Genomic DNA, 26,864 nt, shown 5'->3' on the forward strand with positions numbered 1-26,864 from the left:
CCTTTCGGGCAAGACAGGAGAGCTGCGTCCGTTATGAGTAAACTTCAGAATCAGCCCCGTTTTCCCGGCATATTCAGCCTTGTTCGCCTGAGCGCGGTGCTTGTTGCGCTGTCGGTCTGTATCGGCAGTGCCTGTGCCCTGTTCCTATGGCTTTTGGAACGCGCCACGTCGCTGCGGATCGAGCATCCGGCTTTGTTGTTCGGCCTTCCGTTGGCGGGCGTGGCGGTCGGGCTGTGTTACTTTTGGTTAGGCCGGGATGTTGAGGCCGGGGCGAACCTGATCGTGGATGAAATCCATGAGCCGGGTGCGGGTGTTCAGCTGCGGATGGCGCCGTTCGTGTTGATCGCCACGGTGGTGAGTCATCTGTTCGGCGCTTCCGTGGGGCGGGAAGGGACAGCGATACAGATCGGCGGAAGTCTGGCGAGCGCCACGGCCAGACTATTCAGACTGCGGCCTCCGGAAACCTGTGCTTTGTTGACATGCGGCATTGCGGCGGGGTTTGGAGCCGTTTTCGGGACACCCATCGCGGGAGCCGTGTTCGCTCTTGAAGTCCTGGCACTTGGGCGGCTGGACTACCGTTTTCTTCTCCCTACAGCGATATCATCGATTATTTCGGACTGGGCCTGTCGCGCCTGGGGCATCCATCATGCCTCCTATCCGCTGGTGTTTCAGGGGACGCTGAATTCTGATGGCTCCGTCTCGCATGTGGACATTATGCTTGTCGTTCGGGTTGCCATTGCCGCAGTGGCGTTCGGACTACTGAGCCGGGTATTTGCCGAGAGTGTACATCGTCTGGCTGCTTTCATGAAAAAGCTCTGCAAGACGCCGTGGCTGCGTCCGGTGATTGGCGGTATTCTGACCATTCTTCTGGTGATGATTGTAGGAAACCGGGATTATCTGGGGTTGGGCGTGCTGCCTGCGGAGCCAGGTGGGGCATCGATCGTTAATTTTTTCGGGTCGACGATCTATCCATGGTCCTGGTTCTGGAAGTTGGTTTTTACTGTCACGGTTCTGGCGACCGGGTTCAAGGGCGGTGAAGTTACGCCGCTGTTCTTTATCGGGGCCGCGTCGGGAAATATTCTCGCGTTTCTGCTGCATGTTCCGGTGGATCTTCTGGCGGCTGTCGGGTTTGTGTCGGTCTTTGCGGGGGCAGCGAACACGCCTCTGGCCTGTACGCTGATGGGGGTAGAACTCTTCGGGGCTGGGGATATCGTCTATTTCGCGACTGGATGTTTCGTGGCCTATGCCTGTTCGGGGCATACCGGGATCTATCTGTCTCAGCGGGTCGGAATAGCCAAGAGCGCGCCTGGGAACCGGCTCTGCGGTATGACATTGCGCGAGGCGCGGATGCCACAGCCTCCTGCTCAGGACTGATGAACCTTACCGTGTCCGGATGGGTTCGTTGAGCGCCATGACCAGCACCGCAATCCACCCGATAATGGTCCAGCCTAGAAGCACGGTTATCATCGCGATCCAGTGCTGACGGATCGTATTGCGGCGGTAGGCGATCAGAACCGGAACAAGATAGAGCGCCAGTCCCGGAACGCCGAGAAGCACGAACAGGCCCTTGGATTTTGCGGGAACAGCCGAAGCGGAGAGGGTCTGGTCTCTTTCGGGTGGTTGGGCTGCGGCGGATGAGGGTGGGTTCGGGGTCTCGTGTGGCGTGGCCGTGGGGGGGGCAGGGTGGAGCATCGAAGCAGGCTCATGACTGTCCGTCACGGAGGCTATCTGTTCTGGCGTGACGTATCCAGCGCGGACGAGGAATAGGGACAGGGCCTGCGGGAAGGGGAGCAGTTCCTTTTCCTTGACGGAACAGGCATAGCCGTTCTGCTTTTCAGCGGTCGGTTTGAGATCGCATGCCGACAGGCCGAAGCCGGATTCTTTCGTGGACTGTGCATGGGCTAGCATGTCGCGCCAGCCTTTCTCGAACTGGTCCATATTGGCCATGGTTGCGACTTCATAGGCGAGGAAACCATTGGGCTCGAAACGTCCGGACTTGATCCAGTTGCGCCGTCTGTCCGCCAGATCCTTCGCAAGATAGTCTCGATAGGCCGGATCGCGCGTGACGTTTTTAAGGACGCCATCGTGGTAGCGTGCGATGACGACAGGGGCTTCGGACCCGGCATGCGATGCGAAGGCATAGAGGAAGGACTGATCGGAGGTCAGGATTTCCTGTTGCCCGTTTCCGGCAACATCCACGACGTCGGGTTCTCCGTCGCCATCCATTGCTCCAAGTTCGAGATGCTGCCAGCTTCTGCTGGAGCTTCCATCGGGACGCAGATCGAATATGGATGTGAGCGAGCAGCAATGGGCACCGCCGGTATAGGCGGAGACCATGACCTGCGGGAAAGGTGATGACGCGTCCAGATGCCGTAGAGACATCTTCAGCTGCGCCATACCGTCATCCTCGGTGCCGTAAGGCGTCAGGGGGAATGAGGCGGGGTGGGAGTGTGTGTTTCCGGGCTCACTAAGTGTCAGAAACGCCATGCTGCATGGAGATGCCGGACTTGTATCGGTGTCGGCCCAGACGACGGACACGTTGCAGTGCGTGGTCCGACGGACGTCCAGAGTGGCAACAACACCCTGTGCAGACAGGGCGGCGTGGGTGTTGCTTCCCATTTCCGCCTGAGCAATCGGTACGAGAGGATGGAGTGTAGCAGACCGGGCTGGAACGCTCGTGGCAAGGAGTGCCGGAAGTATGACACCGATCAGGGCTTTCATCTTGAGGATGGTCTGTCTCCGCTTTTCTGTCATGCGGGCTCTGCTGCTCTGCCGTATCAGGCATATCCCGACTTTCCCCTGTAACGCCAATGGAGGATGCGGAGTTTTCACAGTCTGCAAGGAGCAGCGCGCCGAAACAGGTGATGCCTGTTGAAGGAAAGAAATTGGAAAATCAGTTGGTTGTGTGGGGTTCCCTGATCCACTAACACCGGAATAGTCCCGGATGATATTGCGGAACCGGGTGGCGAGGTATTATTGAATTTTCTGTCGTATCTTCCGATTTGTGCTCTTTTTGTCGTGCTTCCGGCACAGGCTGCGTCCTGTCCGGATATGTTTGCTGATGGCGTTGCCCCCCAGGAGCTGAATGAAACGCTCCGGAGCGGGACAGTTCAGTTGTGTAATACGGATTATGCGGTGCTTGCTTCAGCAGGCACGAAAGGGCCGCTGTGGTCGGCCGAGGATTTGACGGAAGAAAATCTGGAAATCGCGGATCGCACACTGCGACAGGGAGACTTTTATCCTGATCAGCGTCTCCCTGTGAGGATGCGGTCGGCTCTCGAGGATTACAGGGCTTCGGGTTACGACCGTGGGCACATGACACCCAGCGGGGACGAACCCGGTGTTCAGGCACAGCAGCAGTCCTTCCTGCTGTCGAATATCGTTCCGCAGACTGCGGAACTGAACCGGGGGCCTTGGGAAGGGGTAGAGAGCGCTGTCCGGGGATGGGCTCGGCAGGAAGGGGAAATCTTTGTCGTGACCGGGCCTGGTTATGATCCGGATCAGACCCGGACGATCGGGGCGGGGCGTATTCCGGTGCCTGCCGTGACCTGGAAAGCGATCTATGATCCGGCGGCTAACGGGATGGGGGCTTATGTGTGTCTGAACACACGCCGTCCGACCTGCAGGATTACGAGTGTGGCGCTTCTGACCGAGCTCGTGGGGGTTGATCCGTTTCCCGCGCTTCCAGCGTCCCTGAAAGAGCACGTTAGTGCCATGCCGCCGATCCGGGAAACGCCGGAAGCCCTTTCGCGACGGTCGCGTTCGCGGGAACTGCTGAAGGAATGGGGATCGAAAGCGGCCCAGAAGGCTCTCAAGGCGCTTCTGAAAGCGCTCGTGCAGTAGATGATGTATACGGGGGTGCAGACAGAGTTCGGTATGTTTGTATACTTTTGGTTCTGAAGTCACTGGTGTGAATGTTTTATGAAAAATAAAAACATCATAATTAAAAATATCTGAAATGGACTAAATTGGGGTTCTGAATAACGGAATCAGAACTTCATGCTTCATTTTGACCCATCCTCGGCTACGTCGCTTTTCGCGCTGTGCCTCTGCTCTGCTTTGTTTTGGTCTGCGTCTTTGAATTTGCCAATGGTTTCCATGACACGGCCAATGCTGTCGCAACTGTCATCTATACCAATTCACTCAAGCCGACCGTTGCTGTCGTCTGGTCAGGACTAATGAACCTTCTGGGCGTGATTCTGGGCGGTATTTCCGTCGCCTACGCGCTGGTGGAGCTTCTGCCGCCCGATGTTCTCTCGCCGCCAAGTGGAAACCCTGCCGTTCCGATGCTGGTCGCGCTGTTCGGAACTGCCCTGGCATGGAACCTGATGACCTGGTGGTTCGGGATTCCGAACTCATCATCGCACTGTGTCATCGGATCGTTGGTCGGCATTGCGATCGGTGTTTCCTTTGTCCATGCCCGTGAACTCGGCCACAGTGTGGACTGGAGCCAGATCTGGAAGGTGCTGCGCGCGCTCGCCGTTTCACCGTTACTGGGGTTTGTCGGCGCGCTTTTGCTTTATTTCCTCATCAAATCGCTCGTGAAGATGCCGGAAATGTACAGGGCACCCACGCCCGAGCAGACGCCGAACCCGATTGTGCGGGCGGTGCTGGTCCTGACCTGCACGCTGGTCAGCTTCTCGCATGGCAGCAATGACGGTCAGAAGAGCATCGGTCTGATCATGCTGACCATCATCGGCATCATGCCCGCCGCTTTTGCTCTCAATCCGGCTTCTCCGGTCAGCATTGAGCAGATACGTGCGGACGCCCATCAGGCCCTTCCGCTGGTCACGCAGTATGATCGTTATTCCTTCAAGGGGGATGCTGTTGCTTCGATCAGCCGTCTTTCGCAGACGGAAGGCCCTGCAGAGGCTCCATCCGAACTACGTGGTGACGTCTATCAGGTTCTGTCCGGTCTGCGCTAGGTTGCGGCCAACCCGGCAGCTTCTGACGCGGACAGGAAGCTTGCATCCCATCTCGCATCCGAGCTGCGTCCGACTGTGGAATATGCGCCGGGCTGGGTGCGTTTGCTGAGCGCTCTGTGCCTTGGGATCGGGACTATGGTTGGCTACAAGCGGATTGTCCGGACGCTGGGCGAGGGCATCGGCACGACCCATCTGACGCCGGCGCAAGGCGCTGCGTCCGAGGTTGTTGGCGCGGGGTTGATCATGACAGCCGGCTATACAGGTTTGCCAGTTTCTACGACGCATATCATCACGTCGGGCGTTGCTGGAACGATGGTGGCGGCTGGCTCCGGCATCAACAAGAAGATGCTGACGAAGATCGTGATGGCGTGGTTACTGACACTGCCGGTGACGGTCTGTGTTGCGGCGGCAATCTTCTACGTTCTGGCCTGATAGGCGGAACTCTTTGACTGGAGCCTGATTGCTCCAGTCCTGATCGGGAAAGGGACGCGATATTGCTATCGTGTCCCCTTTTTTATTTCAGGCCCCGGCGATCTGCAGAGCCAGCTGTGCCATACGGACTGCGCCGTCGCGGCTGCCTGCACCGCAGATGAAGCGGGCAGGATGGGCAAACACGGCATCGGAAACGCCGGAGACTGCGGCCAATTTTTCTCGCTCCAGTCCGCCCCAGGCTTCGGGAAGGGAGACGCGCTGCCCGAAATCCCCGCGCACGGGCGGAACAGCCTTGACGTTCCACTGCTCCGGACCAGCGGGAGAGACGACGTAAACGACGGGCAGGTCATGCTCAAAAATAACCTTTTCGGTCGGCATGCCGGTTCCCATGACGAGGATGCGCTTGTCTTCGGCATTTTCATAAGCCGCCAGAACGCGGTCGGTTGCTTTGAGACTGGCGCGGACGCGGTCCACGACATTCGTCAGATGTGATGCAACGGCGGTGGCGGCGGTGGCGAAGCCGAGGGATTCTCGGGCGCGGGCTTCCTGGCGTCCGTAGAGTTCGGCCGTATCCCAGGGCGGGCTACAGGCGGAGACGATATCCGCCAGAGAGAGCTTGCCCATCTTCACCACGCCATTGTCATCCTGATCGATTGGCAGGATCAGAGACTTATCGAGGCTCTGCCAGATCAGATCCACTGTTGCGTCATCAAGCGGGGTCTTGAGGATGTTGCGGATGGCGGCACGACCGTAATCCTTCCATAGCAGACCGGCGGCGCTATAAGGCGTGCCGTCCTCGCGCAGGGGCTTGTCCTTCATGTGATGGTCGTAGCGGCCATGCGGGGGGTCATAGAGGCCGCCGACGTCGAAGACGATATCGGCCGACTTGATGACATCCGGATTGCGGGTGCGGATGAAGGTCAGGCGGTCGGTAGATTTTTCTTCGAGAACGCGCGCGCGCAGATCACCCTGCGGGGCGAGGGCGTAATGCAGGATGACATAGCCCATGGTCTCGTCGACGTGGAAATTGCCCGAATGGGTCAGCGCCGTGACGGGCGCTGCGCTATTTTCGAGACCAATGGGAGTATGTTCGGACATCTTGAAAACCTGCGGCAGGGAGAAGGGAATGAAGTGGCCCCTTCATGCCGCAGGGCAGCCCGGCAGACAACCTTGTCGCCGGGCTTAGTTGCTCAGGCCCCGTTTCAGGAAGCCTTGTACAGTGCGCACAGCTTGTTGCCGTCCGGATCGCGCAGATAGGCAAGATAAAGGTCGCCTATCGGGGTGTGACGGATACCTGGCGGGTTTTCGATTGCCTCGCCACCGTTCGCTACGCCGGCTTTATGCCAGGCATCGACCTGCTCGGGGCTGCTCATGGCAAAACCGATCGTCCCACCATTGGCAGGCGTTGCGGACTTGCCGTTCAGGGGCTTCGTGATGAACAGACAGCCAGCGGAATGGGCATAGGTCAGGACGCCCTTGGCATTGGGTTCGGCCGGCTCACAGCCGAGAACGCCCATTGTTGCATCATAGAATGTCTTGGAAAGGGCAATGTCGTTGCTGCCGAGCATGATATGGCTGAACATGAAACTCATTTCTCTATAATATCAGGGGAAGGAGGGGCGTGCCGTTCCGAAAAATCAGTCGATATTGATATTGCGGATACCACCCGGAATGCGGGTTTTTGAATCGCGCGCGACGAAGGACTGCCGGTTGGTATTATAATCTGGATTTTCCGCCATCGCCTGAAGGGTCTGGTCATCGCGTACATCCAGCGGTCTGTCATGACCGTCATTGTCCTTGCGTGCTGTGGTTGCACAGATGCCGGCAGCCGCGGCGAAGGTGTGCGGATTACCACTGGCGCCGCTCAGCATCTGCTCGCGAATACATTTGCTGTCAGTATGACCGGTAACCCAGGGCGCTGCGGTGCATGAGGCAAGCAGAAGCAGGCTGGAGAGAAGGACGTAACGCATGACAGAAACCTACTCGTGACGGAGAATGGAGTAAAGCGTGGGATCAGGTTGATCCTGACAGTCCATTGGATCGCGACTTCGCGAAAGGTCAATGTCTTTGAAGGATTTTCAGGGGAAGGACTTTTGGCAGCGATCTGGTATCCTTCGTTTCATTTAAATGAGTGAGAGCGACCATGACGTCATCCGGGTATCCGCTTCTGAACGATCCTGACATTCTTCGCGATATTACCTCTCTGTCCGACCGTTACGAACGGGCTCTGGGCGAGAATGAGCTGCAGGAACTGGACAAGCTATTTTACGACGGGCCGGAGACGGTGCGTTACGGCGTAGGGGAAAATCTCTATGGCTTCGACGAGATCAAGGCGTTCCGTCGCAACAGAACAGGTGGTTCGCCGCCGCGGGAAGTCCTGCGCCGCGTTATTACCGTTATTGGCAGGGATGTGGCGGCGGTGGATCTGGAGTTTCGGCGGATCGGATCGGAGCGTATCGGGCGTCAGAGCCAGACATGGTTCCGAACGCCCGAAGGATGGAAGATCATTGCTGCACATGTCTCACTGATGGGCACGGGATCCTGAACTCCGGGCCTCAACTTCCGCTGGAGACATATCCTGCGACTGCCCGGTTCCAGGCGAGAACCATGACGCCCAGGAAGGCGAACCCCGCCGCAGGTGAAAGCGCGCCGATCCATGTCGGCACGCCAAGCGGGTCCGGGTGGTTGAGACTGAACAGTGTCGGGTAATAGCAGACGGCGGCGAGCGGAAGGACAAAGGTGATGAAACGCCGGAGCCAGCGTCCGAACATGGTCAGCGGGTACTGGCCGGCCTCCACGCCGCCATAGGTCAGAACGTTCACGACCTCCAGTCCTTCAACGGTAATGAAGCACAGAGCGGCCTGTCCGATCAGGACGCCGAGGAACATGGCCGCTCCGCCTGCGATGGCCCAGGGCAGGACCAGAGTGGCGGTCCACTGGACATGTGGGGCGAGCCACAGGCCCGCCGCGAGTACGAACAGCCCCTGAAGGAAGCGTCCGATCGGGCGCAGGCGCAGTTCGTGCCCTAGAAGCAGCAGCAGCGTCGAGCGCGGGCGCAGGAGGAGGCGGTCGAAGCTTCCGGTCCGGACATATTCACCACCAAAGACCTCGAAGCCGCGCCCCAGGGTTTCGGCGATGGCAAAAGCCACGTTCACCAGACCGTACAGGACGGCGACGGTTCCGATATCCCATCCTGCGATGCTGCCGAAGCGATGGAACAGGCTCCAGATGCCGAAGAAGCTGAGGAGTGTTGTGACGAAATTGCCGATGGCTTGAATGATAAAGGTGCCGGGGTAGCGGAGCTGCGCCACGATCGAAGCCCCGGCCATGCGTCGATACAGGCCTGGGTCACTGAGTGTGCGGGAGGGGGATTGCATCATGTCAGGCACCCTGCACCTCCAGCCGGTTCACGGTCTGACGCATCCACAGACGTCCAAGAAATGTCAGGGCCGTCAGCCAGAAAATCTGAAGGCCCAGACCCGTTGTAACACCACCGGGAATGGGTGTTCCGAGATAGATGCGGATTGGGATGTCGGTAATGCCGGCGAATGGCTGTGCCAGCAGGAAAAGCCGGATCCAGTCGGGATAGAGCGGCAGCGGAAGTAGCATCCCGGATAACAGGACGGCGAGCGGCGTTCCAACGGCATAGCTCCCCAGAGGCGAAAGGGTACGGGCCGTGAGGATATTCCACCACATGACGATGGTTGCGGAGAGTAGAGCACCGAGTGTGATGGAAAGAAGGGCCAGAGCCGCGGAGATCAGGCTTGCGGGGCCGGCCAGGCTCCACGCGCCGAGCCCGACAAGCATCGCGAGAGGACCGGCGACGCAGGCTAGCAGGACAGCGCGGGGGACGGCATTGCCCAGCAGTCTTGCTAGGCTGGCAGAGAGCCACCAGTTCCACATATCGACTGGGCGCATGAGATCATAGACGATGGCTCCTGTCCGGGCGGCGTCGCCGATGGCGGGCAGGCAGCCGAGCGGTAGAAGTGTGAAGAGTGACTGCTGGATCCAGGTGTAGGTCATGGCCTGCCGCAGCGAGAGCGGAGCCTGCACGTCCGGAGCGGCATGGTACACTGACGCATAGGCCATCAGGGTAACGGCGCCGAACCACATCTGTGCGACTAGTCCGGCGACGACCGCGATGCGGTATCGTAGCCCGATCTTCCATTGCAGACCGAAGGCCGTGAGATACGGGCGCAGGCTCATGCGGCGTGATCCGCATAGAAACGTGTGATGATTTCGTCGATCGAGGGGCGGCTGATCCGTAGGTCGTCGAGGCCGGGGAGATGGCCGATATGGGCGACGAGGGCCGGTGCGGGGATCTGGCGCGGATCGAAAGTAATGGTGAGGCTGTGGAGCTCACGCGCGGTTTCGTGGGCGCCGGCGGGAAGCGTCAGTGCAGGCGGCGTGTCATGAAAATCGAGTTCCAAAATACGCTCGGAGAGGGTCGTGGTGCGAAGATCTTCGAACGGGCTGTCTGCGAGGATGCGGCCGTGACCGATGACGATTACTCGTTCAGCGAGCGCTTCGATGTCGTGCATGTCATGGGTCGTCAGCAGGACGGTGGTGCCCCGGTCCCGGCAAAGTTCATGCACGAAGGCCCGGACGGCGAGCTTTGAGGGGGCGTCCAGACCAATCGTGGGTTCATCGAGAATGAGGATGTCCGGATCATGGATGAGAGAGGCCGCGATTTCGGCACGCATTCTCTGCCCAAGGGAAAGCTGGCGGACGGATTGGTCCATGATTTCGCCCAGGTCGAGCGCGTCGGCCAGACGGGCGCGGTTGCGGGCAAAACGCTCCGGTTCCACGCCGTAAATGTCGCGCAGCAAGGCGAGGCCTTCGGAGACTGAAAGATCCCACCAGAGCTGGGTCCGCTGCCCGAATACGACGCCGATCCGAGCTACATGGGCGATGCGGTTCGTCCAGGGTACCAGCCCGTTGACCTGCACCTCTCCCGACGTAGGGCGTAGGATGCCGGAGAGGATCTTGATCGCCGTCGATTTTCCCGCGCCGTTCGGACCGATGAAGCCTGCGATCTGGCCTTTCGGAACTGAAAAGGAAATTCCGTCCAGCGCGACGATATCGCGGGTTTTTCCCCGCCAGCTGCCTCCTTCACGGATCCGGTAGGTTTTGCGGAGGCTGCTGACCGTAATGGCGTCGGAACGGGAGGGGGGCGTCTGCATCAGGGCTCCGTCATGAGCGGTAAACATCTGTTTTGTAGAGAGTGGACAGCGGTCAATATTGAAAGCAAGCCGTTTCTTAAGGGGAGCGAGGTGTCAGGCTGTTGGCTCAGTGCCCTTTGCGAAAGCGCGTCGAGAGGATGATGGCGGAGACAGTCCGCTCTACGCCTTCCATCTGTCCGATATCGTCGATGGCGCGGTTGATGTTTTCGGTCGTGGCGGCCCCCAGCAGGGCAATCAGGTCCGAGGCACCGCTGACCGCATGCAGTTCCCGCAGTTCGGGCAATGTTTTCAGATCCCGCTCCACTTTTTGCCGGTGGCGGGGGGTGAGCACGATCGAGACATGGGCGCGCACCAGATCCTCGTCCGGATTTTCGAGAAGCGTGTAGCCCCGGATCCGTCCCTGCCGCTCCAGACGTTCTATGCGCCCCTGCAGAGTCGTGCGGGAAATCCCTAGCCTGCGGGCCAGCGCGGCTGTGGGGGTGCGTGCATTGCGACGCAGGATATCGAGAAGAGCTTGATCGATCGGATCCGTCATTCTGACTGTTATAGACGGCAAACTGCCGTTTGGAATGTCTTTTTGCCGTCACGCTGCCGCTTGAGATCCGTCGGCTCAGACCCCGATCCTGTCTGTAACACTTCCGGAACAGGATATGATCATGAAGCAGGTTACGGTTGCAGGTGCGGGCAAGATCGGTTCAGCCATTGCGGAGCTTCTTCATCACGGCGGCTATCGTGTGACGCTGCTTGACTGTCACGCGGAGTATCTCAACAGCCTCAAACTGCCTGAAGGGATTGCCCGCAAAACAGCCGATATCGCGCTGGGGCTTGATCCAGAGCTGCTCAAAGGGCAGTTCGCCGTTCTCTCCGCGCTTCCCTTTCATCTGACGCGGACTGTCGCGCGGGCTGCCGCCACGGCGGGCGTGCATTATCTGGACTTGACCGAGGATGTGGCGTCTACCCGTGATGTCAAGGCGTTGGCCGAGGGCGCTGCACATGCGTTCATTCCGCAATGCGGTCTGGCGCCGGGCTTTGTTTCGATTGCCGCGCATGATCTGGCCGGGCATTTCGACGAGATCGATACGATCCGGTTACGTGTCGGAGCACTGCCGCGTTTTCCGTCCAATGCGCTGGGATATAACCTGACCTGGAGCACGGAAGGCCTCATCAACGAATATATCGAACCCTGTGAGGCTATCGTAGATGGGAAGCGTATTCTCGTTCCCGCGCTTGAGGGCATGGAAAGTCTGGGCATCGATGGCGTTCTTTATGAGGCTTTCAACACGTCGGGCGGTCTTGGATCGTTGTGTGAAACCTATGACGGCCGGGTCCGGGAACTTAATTATCGCACCATGCGATATCCGGGCCATCGCGATATCATGAAGGTTCTCCTGTCCGATTTGCGGCTGTCGGAACGGCGGCAGATCCTTCAGGATATCCTGACCCGTGCCATTCCCGGAACGGCTCAGGACCTGGTGGTGCTGTCGGTTATTGTGACGGGACTACGTAACGGTCGGCTGCAACAGGAAACACTGGCCCGGACCATTCACGCGCAGGAGTTCATGGGCGGCTACCGGACTGCGATTCAGCTCACGACGGCGGGATCCATCTGCGCGGTTCTGGACCTGCTCGCGGAGGGGAAGATTCCGTCGGCAGGCTTTGTCCGTCAGGAAGATATTCCGCTGTCCGCCTATCTGTCGAACCGCTACGGGCGGGTCTATCAGTCGCAGGGCTGAATTGCCTCATGTGCAGTTCAGTATCCGGACCAGCAGGATGCTGGCACCCAGAAGACCGGCCAGGGACATCGCGACTGTCTGGACCAGCGGTCGTCCCGCCCGGAAGACGGAGCGGATATCGATCCCCAGACCCAGTGCGGCCATGGCCAGAATGGTCAGCAATGTGGCGGTCTGGTTGAGGGGAGCGATGCAGGCTTCGGGAATGACGCCAAGGGACCGGACGATGATCATCGCCATGAAGCCTGCGATATACCATGGGACGAGACGGAACAGTTTTTGAGCTTTGCCCGTTCTGGAAGGTTTCAGCGGCTGCATCCGGTCGTTTTTGCGATGAACCGTCAGTGACAGGACGGCGCAGACCGGACCTAGCATGAGAACGCGCATCAGCTTGACGAGCGTTCCGACATGCAGGGCGGTAGGCCCGAACGGCGCGGCTGCTGCCATGACCTGCGGAACCGCATAGACCGTCAACCCCGCGACGGCACCATTGGCGATCCCGGACATGTTCAGGAAGGGAAGCAGGACAGGCAGTCCCAGAACGACCGCCAGACCACCTGCTGTCGTGAAGGCGATTGTCGCGCCGACATCTTCATCTGAGGCCTGAATGGCGGGGGCTGCGGCCATGATTGCGGAATTGCCGCAGATGGAATCACCACAGGCCACGAGTAGGGTCTGATTTCGAGATAGACCATTCATCCGTCCGGCCCAGCATGTGAAGATCATGCTGAAGATCACCATCCCCAGAACGGTGAGCAGGATTTCAGGTCCGGTAGACCAGACGGCCTGAAGGCTGAAAGTTGCGCCCAGAAGGACGATCGCAATGTTGAGGAGTGTTTTCGAGCAGAATCTGATCCCGCAAGTGAAGGTGTCTGCGGGTTTGTGGACGGACCGCAGGATGACGCCCAGGATGAGCGCGATATTCAGGGTCTCCAGAAAGGCTTTACCAGCCAGGATCCGTTCCATGTGCTCGAGACCAAAAGCCGCAAGTTCAATACCGATGCACAGGGCCGTTCCCGGAAAGCGGGACACGTGGCCTCCCGCAGGCGCTAGGGTCTTCACAATATGCTCTCCTTGATCGTGAAGATTTACGGAGAGAACAATCGATCAATCCAACGCATAAATTTCATGATTCCAATCAGAAAAATCGATTGATTGTGCTATCCATCGTGCATGACCCTAGATCAGCTCCGTCTCTTCATCGCTGTTGCCGAACGCGAACACGTCACTGTTGCGAGCCGGGCGATGAACGTTACCCAGTCTGCGGTCTCGGCAGCTATTGCAGCTCTGGAAGAGCGTTATGGGGTAAGGCTTTTTGATCGGGTGGGACGGGGCATCCGTCTGAGCGAGGCGGGACATCTGTTTCTGCCGGAGGCCCGTGCGGTCGTCGCGCAGGCGGTTGCGGCAGAAAACGTTCTGGATGAAATCAGCGGGTTGAAGCGCGGAACGCTTCGTGCTGTGGCCAGCCAGACCATCGCTGCTTACTGGATCCCTTCCATTCTGGTCGCGTTCCGCAAAAAATATCCGCAGATCACGGTCGAACTGGCCGTCAGCAATACCGAAGAAGCCGCCAAGAAAGTCCGGGAAGGCGAGGTTGAACTGGGGATCGTGGAAGCAATTATCGATGATCCAGCGCTCGCGCAGTGGCCGCTTGGAAAAGACCATCTGACCATTGTGCAGGCGGGCGCCAGGGTTCCTGAACATGCTGATGGGGAATGGCTGCGCAAACAGGTCTGGGTGATGCGGGAGCCGGGATCGGGGACGCGAGCTACGCTGGAACACTATTTCCGGTGTCTTGGGATCGCGGCGGATGAGCTGAATGTCAGTCTGGTCCTGCCATCGAACGAGAGTGTACGCACCGCTGTCGAGGCAGGGGCGGGGGTTGCTGCGCTGTCATCGCTGGTGGTTGCTCCGGCGCTGCTTGCGGGAACGCTTCATGCGGCGTCAGAGGTGCCGGAGAGTCGTTTTTTCTATGGGTTGAGGCATAAGGAACGTTACAGAAGCCCCGCCGCCGATGCGTTTGTGGAGATGATCGATCTCGCGAAAAGGGGGTACGGGCCGCAGCCGAAAAGCCGGTGCCAGACATGAAAAAAGCCGCCCTTGCGGGCGGCTTCCTGCACATCGGAATGTACATCAAGGCAATTAGATTGCCTTGATGCTCACTGCCGACGTTTTGCCGTTGCGGCCTGCTTCGAGCTCGTAAGAGACATGCTGACCTTCGTTGAGGGTGTGCATTCCGGCGCGCTCGAGTTCAGAGATGTGAACGAACGCATCCTGACCACCGTTGTCAGGCTGGATGAAACCAAAGCCCTTGGTGGAGTTAAACCATTTTACGGTGCCTGTTGCCATAACGAGGCTCCTTTTTAACAATAGCAGTCGTGCACAAGATACGCACGAAATCATAACTCTTAAGGGGAACAAATGACGCAACATGCGCCGAAAACCCACTTAGGAGCACCTGCCGATATTAGGTAGACGTTAACTCGAGCGTGGATGCAAGAAAAAATTCTTCGACAGAGCATTATAATTGTAACCAGAATTCAATCTTTTTATTAAAAGAGCTATAAATTTTTCCAGAATTCAGAGCGGTAAGACAGTATGTTTGCAAGAAAGTTATGCCTTAACTTTTACGGGAAGGAGAATTATCGTTTCGATATTGTAGGTAATTCTTTCTTTAAGAGATTTTTGGGCTTTAAAATCCCGCTTGAAGATTACCGATCGTGTGAAGCTAACGAGCGTTTTGTGGGCTGTCCTGGGATCCGCTCTGCGGGCATAATCGTCACGATGTTGTAGGCCACTGCGCCAGTGGAGAGTGCGACGCCGAAGCAGTTCCAGAAACCGGACCAAATGACGGCCACGAGTGGCGGCAGGCTGCGGGTATAGATGACGGTTGCAACAGTATTTGCTGTATCGTGGGAGCTGTTAACCAACTTAAAAGCCAGCACGATGAAGAAAAGCGCGACATACAGGGGCTTGTTTCCTCCACTCATGTCGGGGCGCGGGATCTGATTGTCTAGTCCCGTGGTTTGATGATTTGGCATTTTCACGAGAGTGGAAGGAAGCATTATGGGGCAGAGACGTCATGGGAGCGCCACGACCACACACGCCGTGCGAGCAGCAATACAGCGATCGCAGGCTTCGCTCGCGGCGCTGAGCAAGGAGTTCGGGATCAACCCGAAAACAGTTGCAAAGTGGCGGAAGCGACAGAGTATCGAAGATCAGAAGACAGGTCCTAAAGAGCCGCGCTCAACGGTCCTTCCGAAGATGGACGAAGCGATGATCGTAGCGTTTCGCCGGCATACGTTGCTACCGCTGGATGACTGCCTTTATGCCCTGCAGGCCGGTATCCCCCATCTGACACGCTCCGCCCTGCATCGCTGCTTTCAGCGTCATGAGATCTCACGGCCGGCCGAAGGCCTGGTTGCCGCTCGAGCGGTCCACTCTGGCCATTATCGGGTATGAACTCATGACCGTTGTTCGTTCAGATAGGGATTCTGCGAAACTCAAACGGCTCAACCGCCATTCGGGATCTGAAATCATAAGCAGCAACTGAATGCGGGGAGTACCGTTCTATGTAATCTGACATTTTTCGAAAGACAGTCCGCATGCGTAAATCAATTTTGGTTCTGCTGGCTTTTTCGGTCTCCTGCGTGACCCTGACAGCGTGTGAGCATCACCGGACATTCGGAGAAAAGGTCCGTGATACAGTAGATCCGCCGAAAGGACCGGTCGAACGTGCAGGTCGTTCCGTCGATCGCGCACTGGGCAACTGAGGACTGCCGAGCATCGGTTTCCGTGTGTTTGGAGAAAATGATCAATGAACGGGTGTATGGTTTGCAAAGCGACCTGCGCCCGTTCATCGTTATTCGGTCAGGTTACGTTTTCATGAAGTTTCGGGATTGCGGGATGAATTCGGGGCAGGAGACGATTATTCATCCGGGGCTATTTCTCTAGTCTGTCGCATTACGCGGCTTCAGGTCCCAGGCAACGGTTGATATGTCCACTCGCAGAACCTTCCTTAAATATGCCCTGTTCGGTGGTGCCGCAGTCGCAACTGAAGGGCTTCCGGCCGCCATTCGTCGCGCTTATGCCATCGCGCCCGAGCCGGGTACGACATATTTGAATGCCGAGCATGTCGTTATCCTCATGCAGGAAAACCGCTCTTTTGATCATATGTTCGGAACGCTGGCTGGTGTTCGCGGCTTCAACGACAGGCGTGCAATCCGTCAGAAGAACGGCAGTTCCGTTTTTGTGCAGTCCGGCAAGAGCGGGGAAACTTATGCACCGTGGCGTCTGAACATTCACGACACGAAGGTCACGTGGATGGGCTCGATCCCGCATTCTCGGGACAGTCAGGTCGATGCCTGGAACGGGGGGCATCATGACCGGTGGATTGATGTCAAGCGACCTCACAAGAAGGAATACAGGCAGTATCCGCTGACGATGGGATATTACACCCGCGAGGATCTGCCGTTCTATTACGCTTTGGCCGATGCATTTACGGTCTGTGACCAGAACTATTGTGGCGTCATGTCCAGCACGACGCCCAACCGCCTCGTCTTCTGGACCGGAACCGTGCGGGACCAGCAGAATACCGCGTCAGCCGTTTATATGCGGAACCCGGAAATCCTCGAAGGTGGTATGACTTGGACGACCTTTCCGGAGCGGCTGGAGAAGGTCGGGGTGTCATGGAAATTCTACCAGAATGAACTGAGCCAGACGGGCGGCATGTCTCCGGCGGAGCGTTCCTGGCTGTCCAATTTCGGCTGTAACGTGTTGGAGTGTTTCGATAGCTTCAATGTCAGTTCCAATCCGGGCTTCGGGGAATGGATTGAAGAGCGGATCCGGGAATGTTCAGAGCATATCAATCGGCTTGAAAACCTTGAGATGCTGGTATCCGGAGAGCGGAGTGAGCAGCTTGTTGAGGCGAAGGCTTTGATGGAGGTTCTGAAAAAGCGTCAGAAATCTGCGAAGGGATTTGAAAAGCTGACGCCCGAGGAGCGTGCGCTTTTCACGAAGGCTTTCGTGGTCAACAATGCTGATCCCGATTATCGCAGCCTTGAGGAACTTGCCTTCGTGGGTGATCCGGATGCGAAGGGGATGAAGGCGCCGAAGGGAGATGTGCTGTACCAGTTCCGCAAGGATGTCCGGACAGGCCAGCTTCCGGCGGTTTCCTGGATGGCGGCACCGGAGCATTTCTCGGACCACCCGATATCGGCCTGGTACGGAGCCTGGTATGTGTCGGAAGTCATGAACATCCTGACCGAAAATCCCGAGGTCTGGAAGAAGACCATTTTTATTCTGACCTATGATGAAAATGATGGGTATTTCGATCACGGTTGTTCCTATGCGGCCCCTGATCCGGAGCGTCCGGAAACGGGCCGTTCTTCCGCTTCGATCGGGGCGGACGGTCTGGAATATACGACTGCTGAGGATGAGGTTCGCCGGGGCGTTCCCGAGCGGATCGCACGCAGCGGCCCGATCGGGCTCGGTTTCCGGGTGCCGATGGTTGTAGCGTCTCCGTGGAGCCGGGGTGGACTGGTTAATTCACAGCTCTTCGACCATAGCTCGACACTGCGGTTTCTGGAGCACTTTGTTGAGAAGAAGTTCGGCACGCCTGTCCGGGAAACAAATATTTCCCCGTGGCGTCGAGCCATCTGCGGCGATCTGACATCCTGTTTTCATCCTCATGACGAGGTTGCACCGTCCCTGAACTATCTGGACCGGAACACGCATCTGAAGGTTATCGAGGATGCACGAAACCGTCCGTTGCCGGGTGGTTTCCGCTCGCTGTCTGCGGATGAGATCGCCGTATTGAAAGATCAGCCGGATCTGTTGCGGCAAACCGTGCGTCAGGAAAGCGGAACACGTCCGGCCTGTGCGCTGCCTTATGAGCTTTACTGTGACGGCGGCATTGATGTGGAGCATGGGCAGGTGAGCCTGACGCTGGGAGCCGGGCAGAGTTTTCATGGGGAACGGGCGGCAGGTGCGCCATTCAATGTCTATGATTATCGCAATGACGGTCGCGATATGCAGGCTGGAACCTATGCCGTGGCAGCAGGAGACCGGATGGATGTGACGTTGCCGGGCGTGGATGGACTGTATGATGTCGCAGTTCATGCGCCTAACGGGTTCTATCGGGCTTACCGAGGGCATGCTGATCGGGTCGCGCTTCGTTCAGCCTGTCGTTATGATATTGGCGTCAAGGGACAAGGGCCAGGGATCGTCCTTACCATGACCAATACTGGCAAGGTGCCGCTGACGGTTCAGTATCGTATCGGAGATGTTGGCCCCTTGCGGACTGTGGTCCTCAAAGCTCAAGGGTATCAGAAGATCCGGCTGGACCTGTCAGCCAGCCATCAGTGGTATGACGTGACGCTTACGTCTCCGGAAGATCCGGATTTCAGGCATGTTCTGGGCGGCCGTATGGAAACGGGGAAGATCACGCTTACCGATCCGGCGATGGCGGGGTGAGCGCCTTCCGGATCATGGTCGGACGAGGCTTTCCCTGAAGGAGCAGGCGAGTGTCGCGATCATGATTTCGGGGCCGGCAAGCAGGATCCATTCAATCATGTTCAGGATGACGGTCCCGTCGCTGAGAGTCTGAAGCGCGAGGCTGAGGAGCAGAACTACAGCGGCGCATGATTTCAGGATGCGCCGCTGTAGTTCTGTCAGGCGGTCATGCCAGAAGATCCGGTTTCCGCGATGAGAGGCGGCGACGAACATCAGCATGGCGGACTGTCCACACAGAGCGGAAATCCAGTTCATGCCAGGAGCCCGGTTTTTCGTATCCTGTGATACGTCGCAAAAGCGAAAGATGCTGACAGGAGAAGGGCTGTCAGCCCGACGCCCGTGATGGTGCTGCCGTGCCACGGCAGGCTGAGCGCTGCGATCAGAAAGCATGCTGCGGCGTTGCTGCCCAGCAGCTCCGCCCATGTCCGCTCCGGGTTGCGGAATAGTGTGTAGGCCAGCGTGATCCCCCAGACGATGAATACGGTTATCACTTCATATCCGGCACGGTGGGGCATCGTGGCTGACAGAAGGCGGTTGGCGATGAAAAAAGATGCAAAGGCGAGGGGTGTGCCCATCAGGACCCCCACATTCAGGCGGGCGACGATCCGGTGTCCTGAATGATGCGGGCGACGCAGGCGCTTGAGCGTCCATAGATGCATGCCGCTGCCGATTAGCGCTGCGAGCGCCAGTCCGGACAGGAAATAGAGCCAGCGTGTGATCCAGGGAGCAAAACGCGCGACATGCAGTCCGTACAGGAACGTATAGGCCCGGATGACAGGGCGTTTTTCGATATGTTCCCTGAGAATGTGACCTGATGGACCGTCGAAGGTGATGATCTGTGAGGACGTGCTAACGGTACGACTGTTGCCCGCGATTACAGTGACGAGCGACGCCTGATCGGCCGGGTTAAAAACGTAAATCTGTTCCAGACCTGTGCCACCGAAACGCCTGTCAGCCTCCTGCAGCATGGGCAGGATCGGCGCGAGATAGCCGGCATGGCCGCTTGCAGGTCGGGAATAGAGTGCGGGATTGATTTCCATGTAGGAGGCGGTGACATCGCTCCGGTAGAGGGCCTGCGTGCTCCACGGAAGGAGCAGTGTTCCGAGGGTGACGGCGCCTGTGAAGGAGATCATCAGATGGAAAGGCAGTGCCGCGACACCCAGCAGGTTGTGCATGTCCAGCCAGCTTCTCTGCCCGCGTGAGGGACGGAAGGTAAAGAAGTCCGCAAAAATGCGGCGATGGATGATAATGCCGGTGACCAGTCCGACGACGAGGGCCAATGCAGCAAGAGCTGCAACCAGCCGTCCCCAAGGATAGGGAAGCTGAAGTTCGAAATGGAAGCGGTAGAAGAACTCACCGCCCAGCGTGTCCCGGATGCCATCGGGGCTGCCTGTTGCGGGATCAAGGGCGCGCTGGATGTAGTCGCCTTTTGTGTCCGGCCACAGGGCTGTTGCAAAGGAGCAGTGATCGGTGGCGCTGCCGACATACCATGCGCTGGCGGTGGATGCGTTGTGGCTTAGCCAGTCCAAAGCATGGGCGTCTGTCACGAGGGGATCGGACGCAGGCCCGGAAATTTCAGGTCGGGCCCAGAGGCTGATTTCCTGCCGGAAGACGCTCAGGGCACCGGACAAGGCGATGGCGAACAGTACCCAGCCCGTGACGAGACCTAGTGTCGTGTGCACTACGGCCATGGAGGCACGAAACGTTCCTTTCATGGGCGCCAGCCGCCGAGAAGGGCCAGAGCGCTCAGAAGGCAGGTCGCAGGGATCAGAAGGGTCAGTAGCCGTTCGATACGGGCGATTGCGAAGGATGCCATGAAAATGACGGGCCAGAGGATTATGCCGACAAAGATCCCGGCCATGGCGTTGTCTGCTCGGGACAGGGGAAGCCAAAATGCAAGGCAGATACCGCCTAGCGCGGACAGGGCGTAACCGAACGGCAACGCTACGACAAGGCGCAGGGCGATGTCGTAGCGTCGGGGGCTTACGGGTTGTGGTTTACCAGTTGAAGCCAATATTGGCCTGCGCGTTGCGGCGCTCTCCGTAATAGCAGAATTCCTGACCGTAAGAGGCGTAACTCAGGCAGTTGGCGATGAAATTCTTGTCAAAGAGGTTGCGGACGCTCGCGCCTACATTCCAGCCATGCAGACTATGGGAAAGATTGGACAGGTCGTAGCGTATCGACGCGTCGAATACGGCATATTGCGGCACCCAGACACTCCCGTAAGACGCTTCACCACCATAGGATTTATTGGAATAGCGCATGCCGCCGCCGAAGCCGAGGCCCTTCGCGGGACCGGACGGCATCGTATAGAAGGCGAACAGTGAGGCATTGCCCTTGCCTGACTGGATGAGCGGCTTGCCGGTTGAGTCGTCGTGTACTTTCTGGATGCTGACGGCGGCTGTCAGCACAAGATTGTGGAACGGCTCTGCATGGGCCTCGAACTCGAAGCCGTCCGAATGGACCAGCCCGCTTTCGGCGCTGTAGCCAGTATTGCCGACAGCAACGAGCACGTTGGTCTGTTCGATATGAAAGCCCGCAGCCGTCAGAAGCAGGGATGTGCCCGGAAGCTGGTATTTCAGGCCGCCTTCAAGCTGCTTGCCAAGCGACGGATTGGCCTGACGCACGGTCTTTCCGCCATCGGTCGAGACGCTGCCGGACTGTGGCTGGAAAGAGGTGGAGTAGCTGATATAGGGAGCGAGGCCGAAATCGAAATGATACAGACCTGAGGCACGCCAGGTAATTTGGCTCGGGCTCTGGTTGGTCGTCGTATTGTACATGTTGTCGACCTGATGGGAGCGGTACCAGTCATTACGGATACTGCCTGTCAGGATCAGGTGACGCCAGTGGATTTCGTCCTGTCCGTAGATGCCGGCCTGATGGGAGTCGGTGTTGTAGTTCACCCAGGGAGATGGGGTGGGAATGACCATCTGGGAATTCGGATGAAAGACGTTCAGGCTGGGCGCTGAGCCGTAGTATCCGACTTCCGAGGCGCTCTGCTGCATATAGTCGAAACCGAACATCATAGTGTGACGCAGCGGTCCAGTGCGGACTTTGCCCTTGAACTGGCTGTCAAATGCCAGGTTGTGTGTGTGTTCGTTGGTGGCGATGGCCGAACGGGCCAATGTGTCATCTGAAACGTAATAGCCGCTGTCATAGACGCTGCGATACTGGGTCTTGATGTCATCGTAACGACCGCGCGTGCTGAAGCTCCAGTCGCTGTTGAAGCGATGATTGAAGATATAGGTGACGGAGCCATGACGACGGTTGTATTTTTCGAACGATGAGTCGCCGTCGTAGAAATTGCGTGGCAGATAGCCGAACGAGGCCGGTTTAAGCGACCCGACAAGCGGGACACCGCCATAAGTGCCGTTTTCCGGATCATACTGGTAATTTCCCAGGATCGTCAGCGTCGTGGGGCCGTCGCCACCAAACGTGAAAGACGGGCTGATGGAGAAGCGCCGACTTCCGGTACGCGCGAGCTGGCTATGCTGGCCGTTGATGGTACCATTGAGGCGATATCGGACGAAGCCGTTATCCGTCACATAGCCGCCAACATCGGCATCCACACGGTACAGGTCGAACATACCACCGGTCGCATTGACGCTCCCGTAAGAGCGCTGATCCGTGGCGAGCTTGCTGGACAGTGCGACGAGGCCGCCGGGGCTGGACTGGCCGTAAAGGGCTGATGCTGGGCCCTTGAGGATTTCGATGCGGTCCAGACGGGAGGTGTCAGTCTGGGCTACGGCATAGCCGGTCGGGCTGTCCTGAAGCTTCAGGCCGTCGAGGAATGTGGGAACGGTAAATCCACGCAGGGCGAACTGGTCATAACGTGTTCCCACACCGCCTCCACGAAGATCGGCAGTAATGCCTGCGGTATAGCGCACAGCCTGATTGAGGTTCAGGACGTTGCGGATATCCATTTCGTTGCGCGTGATGACCGTGACCGACTGGGCGGTTTCGATCAGAGGCGTGTCCGACTTGGTCGCGGAGGAAGCGAGGGTCGAGGCCCTGCGTGCGTGGACTTCAAGTTTTTCAACCGTTTTGGCCTGCGGTCCGGCTGTGCTGATTTTTTTCGTCCCCGAGCGTGGCGGTTCAGGAAGGACATTCTGGTCGGCTGCGAAGACTTCTCCACTCATGACGAGGGAGAGGGGTATCGCGTAAAGAATCCTGTTGCGGTGCATACCCGACCTCAATGACTGTACGTGCTGACACGTGATCAGAGGTTGGTATCGATATTGCGAATTAGTTGCAAGTAGAGTTGGAGGAAAATGAAACTTTAAAAGACTTTCTTACTAAGCGACTGATTGTTACATTCTTTTTCTGTGAAGATATCCGGGCGCAAAGACAGCGCCCGGACTGTCCTAGCTTACCAGACCGTAAAGCCTGCATCCACATTCACGATGGTGCCGGTCATCAGGCTGGCTGCGTCAGACGCAAGAAACTGTACGACGGAAGCGACTTCGTCTGGTTGGCCTACACGGCCCATCGGGGTTCCGGCGATCCAGGCGTCGTAGAGTTCCGGCTTTTCCATACCGAAGCGGGTGAGCGTCGTTTCGATATAGGTGGGAGCAACGGCGTTGGCGCGGATGCCATGAGGAGCCCATTCTGCTGCCAACGAACGGATATACTGGTGAACACCTGCCTTTGACGCATTATAGGCAGCCTGTTGCTGGGGGCGGTTTACGATCAGGCCGGACATGGAGCCGATCGCGACGATGACGCCCTTCTTCTGCTCAAGCATGATGCGTCCTGCGGCCTGGCAGGAGCGGAACATCCCGTTCAGGTTGATATCCACTTGCTTGAGCCACTGGCCATCCGTCATGTCCTCAGCCTTGACTTCGGAAATACAGATGCCGGCGCAGGCGACCAGGATATCCAGGCGGCCTTCCTGCTCATGAACGCTGCGGACGGCGTTCTGCACACTGTCCGTCTTCGTGACGTCCATGACGACGCTGCTGACATCATGGCCTTCCATGCGTAAGTCTTCCACGGCTTTTTTTGCCATGGTTTCGTCGAGATCGGCGATGATGACGCGCGCGCCAGCCTCGGCCAGTGCGGTGACGCAGGCCAGGCCGATGTTCTGTGCACCACCGGTGACGATGGCGACGCGGTTATCGAGACGGAGTTTTTCCATGTACATGATGTGTGGTTCCTAAAATCAGGCAGCGAGTGGGTGGCGGTGGCAGGCTTCGAAGGCCAAACCGTCAGGGGCAAAAAGGTGACAGTTGCGCGGGGGCAGGGTCAGGCTGATAGGGCTATTCACATCCGTGAGAACGGCACCATCCGTCTGGACGACGATGATTTCCCCGTCTGGCATGCGGACATGAACGAGCGTGATAGCGCCGAGGCGTTCGATGACTTCCACGACGCCGCTGTTGGGGCCTGAAGATGCCAGTTCGACGTGTTCGGGGCGGATGCCGACCGTCACTTTGGTTCCGGGCAGAAGGCCCGGGGATGTGACGGGGACGTAGAGGGTCGATCCATCCCGGAGTTGCACGCTCGATCCGGCGGCGTCTCCGCCCTGGAAAATGGCCGAGAAGAAGTTCATGGGCGGGGAGCCGATGAAGCGGGCCACGAACAGGTTGCGCGGGTGATGGTACAGTTCGAGCGGGGAGCCGATCTGTTCGACCACGCCTTTCTGCAGGACGACGATCTTGTCGGCCATGGTCATGGCTTCGACCTGGTCGTGCGTCACATAGATCGTGGTGGCGCCGAGTTTGCGGTGCAAGGCTGAGAGTTCCACGCGCATCTGGCCGCGCAGGGCGGCATCGAGGTTGGAGAGCGGTTCGTCGAACAGGAACACTTTCGGATTGCGCACAATGGCGCGCCCGATGGCGACACGCTGACGCTGACCGCCGGAAAGCTGTCCGGGCTTGTGGTTCAGATAGGGTTCGAGCTGGAGCGTGCGGGCGACATTCTCGATTTTTGCGCGCCGTTCCGCTTCCGGCATGCCGGACAGCTTCAGGCCGAATTCCATGTTTTTGTAAACGTTCATGTGCGGGTAGAGCGCATAGGACTGAAAGACCATAGCCAGACCGCGCTTGCCGGGTTCCACGTCGTTCACGCGCTGCCCGTCAATGAGCAGATCGCCGGAGGTGATATCTTCCAGCCCTGCGATCATGCGCAGGAGCGTGGACTTTCCGCAGCCCGACGGGCCGACAAAGACCACGAATTCGTGCTCTTCGATCGACAGGGAAATGCCCTTGATGATTTCTTCCGTAAGATACGTCTTACGGAGATTTTTGAGTTCGACAGTCGCCATGGGTCAGGCCCCGTTCGTGTAGAAAGAGTGAAGGGAGTGAGCCGGGATCAGAGTCATTTAACGGCTCCGAAGGTCAGGCCGCGGACGAGCTGTTTCTGGCTGATCCAGCCGAAAACGAGGATCGGGGCGACGGCAAGGGTGGAGGCGGCGGACAGTTTTCCGAAGAACAGGCCTTCTGGCGACGAGAACGACGCGATGAAGGCTGTCAGCGGGGCCGCGTGCGAGGACGTCAGGTTCAGGGACCAGAATGCCTCGTTCCAGCACAGGATAAGCGACAGCAGGGCTGTAGACGCGATGCCGGGCAGGGCAAGCGGCAGGAGCACCATCGTCATTTCCTGCCAGCGTGTGGCGCCGTCCATCCGGCCGGCTTCCAGGATGGGGGCCGGGACTTCGCGGAAGAACGTGTAGAGCATCCACACGATGATCGGCAGGTTCGTGAGCATGTCCACGATTGCAAGGCCCGTGCAGGTGTCGAGCAGATGCGTGTTGCGGGCCAGAATGTAGATCGGCACCAGAACGCCCACGGGGGGTAGCATCCGGGTCGAGAGCATCCAGAGCAAAGTCCCGCGGGTGCGCTTTGAAGGCATGAACGCCATTGAATACGCGGCGGGAACAGCCAGTGCGATGGCGATGGCTGTCGCTGCGACCGAGACGATCACTGTATTCAGCGCGAAGTGCCAGTAATTGGCGCGTTCGAACACCTCGGCATAGCTGCTCAGTGTGGGCATGAAGAACAGCTTCGGCGGCGTAGAGATGGCCTGCACTTCGCTTTTAAAGCTTGTGAGGATCATCCAGAAAATCGGGAAGAACAGCCAGAGCGCTATTCCCCATCCAAGAATGGTTACGCCAATGCGGGTGCTGGTTTTTGTCTTGAGCGCCATGTCAGGCCTCCAGATTGCGGGCTACGGCGCGCACCAGAAAAATTGCGACGATATTGGCGATGACGATTGCGACCACGCCACCCGCTGAAGCACCGCCCACGTCGAACTGAAGCAGGGCGCGGGAATAGTTCAGGTAGGCGAGATTGGTAGAGGCCACGCCGGGTCCGCCCGCCGTAGTGACGGAGATTTCGGCAAAGATCGTCAGCAGGTAGATCGTCTCGATCATGACCACGACGCTGATGGCGCGGCCCAGATGCGGCAGGATGATGTAGCGGAAACGCGCGATCGGCCCCGCGCCATCCATGCGGGCGGCTTCACGCTGCTCGCCGTCCAGAGATTGCACGGCCGTCAGCAGGATGAGAACCGCGAAGGGCAGCCATTCCCAGGCGACGATCATCATGACAGTCATGAGCGGAAAGCGCGCCAGCCAGTCGATCGGGGTGAGGCCCACGGCCCGCATCATGGCGGAATAGACGCCATAGATCGGGTGCAGCATCAGGTTCTTCCACAACAGTGCGGAAACCGTCGGCATGATGAAGAATGGCGAAATGACCATGATGCGGGCGATGCCGCGTCCGAAGAATTCCTGATCGTATAAAACAGCCAGCAGGGTTCCTCCGCCGATGCTGATCAGCAGGACGCCCGCAACGAGGACGAGCGTGTTCAGCAAAGCGTGCAGAAAATCGGGGTCGGTCAGCAGGTACCAGTAATTGTCGATGCCCGCGAAGCCGTGCAGCGTGGGATCAACGAGGTTATAGTTCTGTAGCGAGTACCACAGCGTCATGACGAGGGGGACGATCGACCAGACCAGAAGGATCAGGACGGACGGAGAGAGGAGCAGGAATCCTGTCCTCTTCGTGGTCCGGGCTGTCGCCCCTGCGGGCGGGCTGTGTTCGAGAACGGCCTGCATGGTATCTTGACCTTGATCTGGCGGC

At 58.2% G+C, this 26,864-nt stretch carries 26 protein-coding genes and 2 pseudogenes; 9 read left to right on the top strand and 19 right to left on the bottom strand.

Translation table 11 applies throughout. From position 1 onward, the window contains the following. Positions 1 to 33 precede the first annotated feature (33 nt). Positions 34 to 1,374 (top strand): voltage-gated chloride channel family protein, encoded by a 1,341-nt coding sequence (locus IGS75_RS12060; protein ID WP_202256978.1) that lies wholly within the window; start codon positions 34 to 36, stop codon positions 1,372 to 1,374. Positions 1,375 to 1,380: 6 nt separating this feature from the next. On the opposite strand, the gene IGS75_RS12065 is transcribed toward IGS75_RS12060, so the two are convergent. Further along, positions 1,381 to 2,754 (bottom strand): superinfection immunity protein, encoded by a 1,374-nt coding sequence (locus IGS75_RS12065; RefSeq protein ID WP_202256979.1) that lies wholly within the window; start codon positions 2,752 to 2,754, stop codon positions 1,381 to 1,383. A 264-nt stretch (positions 2,755 to 3,018) separates the two neighbouring features. Here IGS75_RS12065 and IGS75_RS12070 point away from each other — a divergent pair, with 264 nt between their 5' ends. Both IGS75_RS12070 and IGS75_RS15770 read left to right on the top strand, forming a co-directional pair. Then, positions 3,019 to 3,843, top strand: coding sequence for a DNA/RNA non-specific endonuclease (locus IGS75_RS12070; protein ID WP_255320895.1), 825 nt, complete (start codon positions 3,019 to 3,021; stop codon positions 3,841 to 3,843). Positions 3,844 to 3,999: 156 nt separating this feature from the next. After that, positions 4,000 to 5,357 (top strand): annotated as a pseudogene (locus tag IGS75_RS15770) (inorganic phosphate transporter). A gap of 87 nt (positions 5,358 to 5,444) precedes the next feature. Here IGS75_RS15770 and IGS75_RS12080 read toward each other — a convergent pair. From IGS75_RS12080 to IGS75_RS12090, 3 genes are all read right to left on the bottom strand, one after another. Next, entirely contained in the window at positions 5,445 to 6,455 is a 1,011-nt protein-coding gene (locus IGS75_RS12080; RefSeq protein WP_202256980.1) for an MYG1 family protein, read from the bottom strand. Positions 6,456 to 6,559: 104 nt separating this feature from the next. Then, positions 6,560 to 6,940: a VOC family protein gene (locus tag IGS75_RS12085; protein WP_202258557.1), complete on the bottom strand. Its 381-nt coding sequence runs from the start codon at positions 6,938 to 6,940 to the stop codon at positions 6,560 to 6,562. Between the two features lie 54 nt (positions 6,941 to 6,994). After that, on the bottom strand, positions 6,995 to 7,327 hold the full coding sequence (locus IGS75_RS12090) for a hypothetical protein (protein ID WP_202256981.1): 333 nt from the start codon (positions 7,325 to 7,327) through the stop codon (positions 6,995 to 6,997). Positions 7,328 to 7,500: 173 nt separating this feature from the next. Here IGS75_RS12090 and hpxZ point away from each other — a divergent pair, with 173 nt between their 5' ends. Continuing rightward, positions 7,501 to 7,902: an oxalurate catabolism protein HpxZ gene (gene hpxZ / locus IGS75_RS12095; RefSeq protein WP_202256982.1), complete on the top strand. Its 402-nt coding sequence runs from the start codon at positions 7,501 to 7,503 to the stop codon at positions 7,900 to 7,902. A 10-nt stretch (positions 7,903 to 7,912) separates the two neighbouring features. Here the strand turns inward: hpxZ and IGS75_RS12100 are convergent, their stop codons facing one another. The 4 genes from IGS75_RS12100 to IGS75_RS12115 form a co-directional block, all read right to left on the bottom strand. Further along, the gene (locus IGS75_RS12100; protein WP_202256983.1) at positions 7,913 to 8,737 is read right to left on the bottom strand and encodes an ABC transporter permease; all 825 of its coding nucleotides are present in this window, start codon (positions 8,735 to 8,737) and stop codon (positions 7,913 to 7,915) included. A gap of 1 nt (position 8,738) precedes the next feature. Beyond that, the gene (locus tag IGS75_RS12105) at positions 8,739 to 9,563 is read right to left on the bottom strand and encodes an ABC transporter permease (RefSeq protein ID WP_202256984.1); all 825 of its coding nucleotides are present in this window, start codon (positions 9,561 to 9,563) and stop codon (positions 8,739 to 8,741) included. Continuing rightward, a complete protein-coding gene (locus tag IGS75_RS12110; protein WP_141353251.1) occupies positions 9,560 to 10,540 on the bottom strand; it encodes an ABC transporter ATP-binding protein in 981 nt (326 codons plus the stop codon). The genes IGS75_RS12105 and IGS75_RS12110 overlap by 4 nt, the downstream gene beginning before the upstream one ends. Before the next feature lie 106 nt (positions 10,541 to 10,646). Further along, positions 10,647 to 11,075 carry an Lrp/AsnC family transcriptional regulator gene (locus tag IGS75_RS12115; protein WP_141353249.1) on the bottom strand — a complete coding sequence of 143 codons (429 nt, stop codon included), beginning with the start codon at positions 11,073 to 11,075 and terminating at the stop codon, positions 10,647 to 10,649. Between the two features lie 121 nt (positions 11,076 to 11,196). On the opposite strand from IGS75_RS12115, the gene IGS75_RS12120 reads away from it, so the two are divergent. Next, positions 11,197 to 12,273, top strand: a complete 1,077-nt coding sequence (locus IGS75_RS12120; protein WP_202256985.1) for a saccharopine dehydrogenase family protein — start codon at positions 11,197 to 11,199, stop codon at positions 12,271 to 12,273. A 6-nt stretch (positions 12,274 to 12,279) separates the two neighbouring features. On the opposite strand, the gene IGS75_RS12125 is transcribed toward IGS75_RS12120, so the two are convergent. Beyond that, a complete protein-coding gene (locus tag IGS75_RS12125) occupies positions 12,280 to 13,302 on the bottom strand; it encodes a YeiH family protein (protein ID WP_237468802.1) in 1,023 nt (340 codons plus the stop codon). Positions 13,303 to 13,443: 141 nt separating this feature from the next. Between IGS75_RS12125 and IGS75_RS12130 the strand changes: the two genes are divergently transcribed. Further along, on the top strand, positions 13,444 to 14,358 hold the full coding sequence (locus IGS75_RS12130) for a LysR family transcriptional regulator (RefSeq protein ID WP_202256986.1): 915 nt from the start codon (positions 13,444 to 13,446) through the stop codon (positions 14,356 to 14,358). 54 nt (positions 14,359 to 14,412) lie between these two features. Here IGS75_RS12130 and IGS75_RS12135 read toward each other — a convergent pair whose 3' ends face one another. Both IGS75_RS12135 and IGS75_RS15565 read right to left on the bottom strand, forming a co-directional pair. Further along, a complete protein-coding gene (locus IGS75_RS12135) occupies positions 14,413 to 14,619 on the bottom strand; it encodes a cold-shock protein (protein WP_062027513.1) in 207 nt (68 codons plus the stop codon). A gap of 362 nt (positions 14,620 to 14,981) precedes the next feature. Further along, positions 14,982 to 15,260, bottom strand: a complete 279-nt coding sequence (locus IGS75_RS15565) for an inorganic phosphate transporter (RefSeq protein ID WP_408876453.1) — start codon at positions 15,258 to 15,260, stop codon at positions 14,982 to 14,984. 76 nt (positions 15,261 to 15,336) lie between these two features. Between IGS75_RS15565 and IGS75_RS12145 the strand changes: the two are divergent. The 3 genes and pseudogenes from IGS75_RS12145 to IGS75_RS12155 all read left to right on the top strand — a co-directional run. Then, positions 15,337 to 15,684: pseudogene (locus IGS75_RS12145) on the top strand (IS481 family transposase); the annotation flags it as partial. Between the two features lie 191 nt (positions 15,685 to 15,875). Further along, on the top strand, positions 15,876 to 16,043 hold the full coding sequence (locus tag IGS75_RS12150; protein WP_167495528.1) for a hypothetical protein: 168 nt from the start codon (positions 15,876 to 15,878) through the stop codon (positions 16,041 to 16,043). Positions 16,044 to 16,266: 223 nt separating this feature from the next. Continuing rightward, entirely contained in the window at positions 16,267 to 18,744 is a 2,478-nt protein-coding gene (locus IGS75_RS12155; RefSeq protein WP_202256988.1) for a phosphocholine-specific phospholipase C, read from the top strand. Between the two features lie 12 nt (positions 18,745 to 18,756). Here IGS75_RS12155 and IGS75_RS12160 read toward each other — a convergent pair whose 3' ends face one another. From IGS75_RS12160 to IGS75_RS12195, 8 genes are all read right to left on the bottom strand, one after another. Next, on the bottom strand, positions 18,757 to 19,038 hold the full coding sequence (locus IGS75_RS12160) for a hypothetical protein (RefSeq protein ID WP_202256989.1): 282 nt from the start codon (positions 19,036 to 19,038) through the stop codon (positions 18,757 to 18,759). Next, complete coding sequence (locus IGS75_RS12165) at positions 19,035 to 20,498, bottom strand: PepSY-associated TM helix domain-containing protein (RefSeq protein WP_202256990.1); 1,464 nt, start codon at positions 20,496 to 20,498, stop codon at positions 19,035 to 19,037. The genes IGS75_RS12160 and IGS75_RS12165 overlap by 4 nt, the downstream gene beginning before the upstream one ends. Then, positions 20,495 to 20,797, bottom strand: a complete 303-nt coding sequence (locus tag IGS75_RS12170; protein ID WP_237468805.1) for a hypothetical protein — start codon at positions 20,795 to 20,797, stop codon at positions 20,495 to 20,497. The genes IGS75_RS12165 and IGS75_RS12170 overlap by 4 nt, the downstream gene beginning before the upstream one ends. After that, complete coding sequence (locus tag IGS75_RS12175; RefSeq protein ID WP_202256991.1) at positions 20,781 to 22,967, bottom strand: TonB-dependent siderophore receptor; 2,187 nt, start codon at positions 22,965 to 22,967, stop codon at positions 20,781 to 20,783. The genes IGS75_RS12170 and IGS75_RS12175 overlap by 17 nt, the downstream gene beginning before the upstream one ends. A 185-nt stretch (positions 22,968 to 23,152) precedes the next feature. Further along, a complete protein-coding gene (locus IGS75_RS12180; RefSeq protein WP_202256992.1) occupies positions 23,153 to 23,926 on the bottom strand; it encodes an SDR family NAD(P)-dependent oxidoreductase in 774 nt (257 codons plus the stop codon). Positions 23,927 to 23,944: 18 nt separating this feature from the next. Beyond that, positions 23,945 to 25,048 (bottom strand): ABC transporter ATP-binding protein, encoded by a 1,104-nt coding sequence (locus IGS75_RS12185; RefSeq protein ID WP_141353229.1) that lies wholly within the window; start codon positions 25,046 to 25,048, stop codon positions 23,945 to 23,947. A 53-nt stretch (positions 25,049 to 25,101) separates the two neighbouring features. Beyond that, the gene (locus tag IGS75_RS12190) at positions 25,102 to 25,929 is read right to left on the bottom strand and encodes a carbohydrate ABC transporter permease (protein ID WP_062107611.1); all 828 of its coding nucleotides are present in this window, start codon (positions 25,927 to 25,929) and stop codon (positions 25,102 to 25,104) included. A gap of 1 nt (position 25,930) precedes the next feature. After that, a complete protein-coding gene (locus IGS75_RS12195; protein ID WP_202256993.1) occupies positions 25,931 to 26,839 on the bottom strand; it encodes a carbohydrate ABC transporter permease in 909 nt (302 codons plus the stop codon). Positions 26,840 to 26,864: the final 25 nt, after the last annotated feature.

This window comes from Gluconobacter sphaericus (assembly GCF_016757795.1).
Taxonomy (GTDB): domain Bacteria; phylum Pseudomonadota; class Alphaproteobacteria; order Acetobacterales; family Acetobacteraceae; genus Gluconobacter; species Gluconobacter sphaericus.

What these genes read in the sequence shown, in the direction of transcription:
- IGS75_RS12060 (WP_202256978.1), top strand. Translation starts at nt 34, where the DNA reads ATGAGTAAACTTCAGAATCAGCCCCGTTTTCCCGGCATATTCAGCCTT.
- IGS75_RS12065 (WP_202256979.1), bottom strand. Translation starts at nt 2,754, where the DNA reads ATGACAGAAAAGCGGAGACAGACCATCCTCAAGATGAAAGCCCTGATC.
- IGS75_RS12080 (WP_202256980.1), bottom strand. Translation starts at nt 6,455, where the DNA reads ATGTCCGAACATACTCCCATTGGTCTCGAAAATAGCGCAGCGCCCGTC.
- IGS75_RS12085 (WP_202258557.1), bottom strand. Translation starts at nt 6,940, where the DNA reads ATGTTCAGCCATATCATGCTCGGCAGCAACGACATTGCCCTTTCCAAG.
- IGS75_RS12090 (WP_202256981.1), bottom strand. Translation starts at nt 7,327, where the DNA reads ATGCGTTACGTCCTTCTCTCCAGCCTGCTTCTGCTTGCCTCATGCACC.
- hpxZ (WP_202256982.1), top strand. Translation starts at nt 7,501, where the DNA reads ATGACGTCATCCGGGTATCCGCTTCTGAACGATCCTGACATTCTTCGC.
- IGS75_RS12100 (WP_202256983.1), bottom strand. Translation starts at nt 8,737, where the DNA reads ATGATGCAATCCCCCTCCCGCACACTCAGTGACCCAGGCCTGTATCGA.
- IGS75_RS12105 (WP_202256984.1), bottom strand. Translation starts at nt 9,563, where the DNA reads ATGAGCCTGCGCCCGTATCTCACGGCCTTCGGTCTGCAATGGAAGATC.
- IGS75_RS12110 (WP_141353251.1), bottom strand. Translation starts at nt 10,540, where the DNA reads ATGCAGACGCCCCCCTCCCGTTCCGACGCCATTACGGTCAGCAGCCTC.
- IGS75_RS12115 (WP_141353249.1), bottom strand. Translation starts at nt 11,075, where the DNA reads ATGACGGATCCGATCGATCAAGCTCTTCTCGATATCCTGCGTCGCAAT.
- IGS75_RS12120 (WP_202256985.1), top strand. Translation starts at nt 11,197, where the DNA reads ATGAAGCAGGTTACGGTTGCAGGTGCGGGCAAGATCGGTTCAGCCATT.
- IGS75_RS12130 (WP_202256986.1), top strand. Translation starts at nt 13,444, where the DNA reads ATGACCCTAGATCAGCTCCGTCTCTTCATCGCTGTTGCCGAACGCGAA.
- IGS75_RS12135 (WP_062027513.1), bottom strand. Translation starts at nt 14,619, where the DNA reads ATGGCAACAGGCACCGTAAAATGGTTTAACTCCACCAAGGGCTTTGGT.
- IGS75_RS15565 (WP_408876453.1), bottom strand. Translation starts at nt 15,260, where the DNA reads ATGAGTGGAGGAAACAAGCCCCTGTATGTCGCGCTTTTCTTCATCGTG.
- IGS75_RS12150 (WP_167495528.1), top strand. Translation starts at nt 15,876, where the DNA reads ATGCGTAAATCAATTTTGGTTCTGCTGGCTTTTTCGGTCTCCTGCGTG.
- IGS75_RS12155 (WP_202256988.1), top strand. Translation starts at nt 16,267, where the DNA reads ATGTCCACTCGCAGAACCTTCCTTAAATATGCCCTGTTCGGTGGTGCC.
- IGS75_RS12160 (WP_202256989.1), bottom strand. Translation starts at nt 19,038, where the DNA reads ATGAACTGGATTTCCGCTCTGTGTGGACAGTCCGCCATGCTGATGTTC.
- IGS75_RS12165 (WP_202256990.1), bottom strand. Translation starts at nt 20,498, where the DNA reads ATGAAAGGAACGTTTCGTGCCTCCATGGCCGTAGTGCACACGACACTA.
- IGS75_RS12175 (WP_202256991.1), bottom strand. Translation starts at nt 22,967, where the DNA reads ATGCACCGCAACAGGATTCTTTACGCGATACCCCTCTCCCTCGTCATG.
- IGS75_RS12180 (WP_202256992.1), bottom strand. Translation starts at nt 23,926, where the DNA reads ATGTACATGGAAAAACTCCGTCTCGATAACCGCGTCGCCATCGTCACC.
- IGS75_RS12185 (WP_141353229.1), bottom strand. Translation starts at nt 25,048, where the DNA reads ATGGCGACTGTCGAACTCAAAAATCTCCGTAAGACGTATCTTACGGAA.
- IGS75_RS12190 (WP_062107611.1), bottom strand. Translation starts at nt 25,929, where the DNA reads ATGGCGCTCAAGACAAAAACCAGCACCCGCATTGGCGTAACCATTCTT.
- IGS75_RS12195 (WP_202256993.1), bottom strand. Translation starts at nt 26,839, where the DNA reads ATGCAGGCCGTTCTCGAACACAGCCCGCCCGCAGGGGCGACAGCCCGG.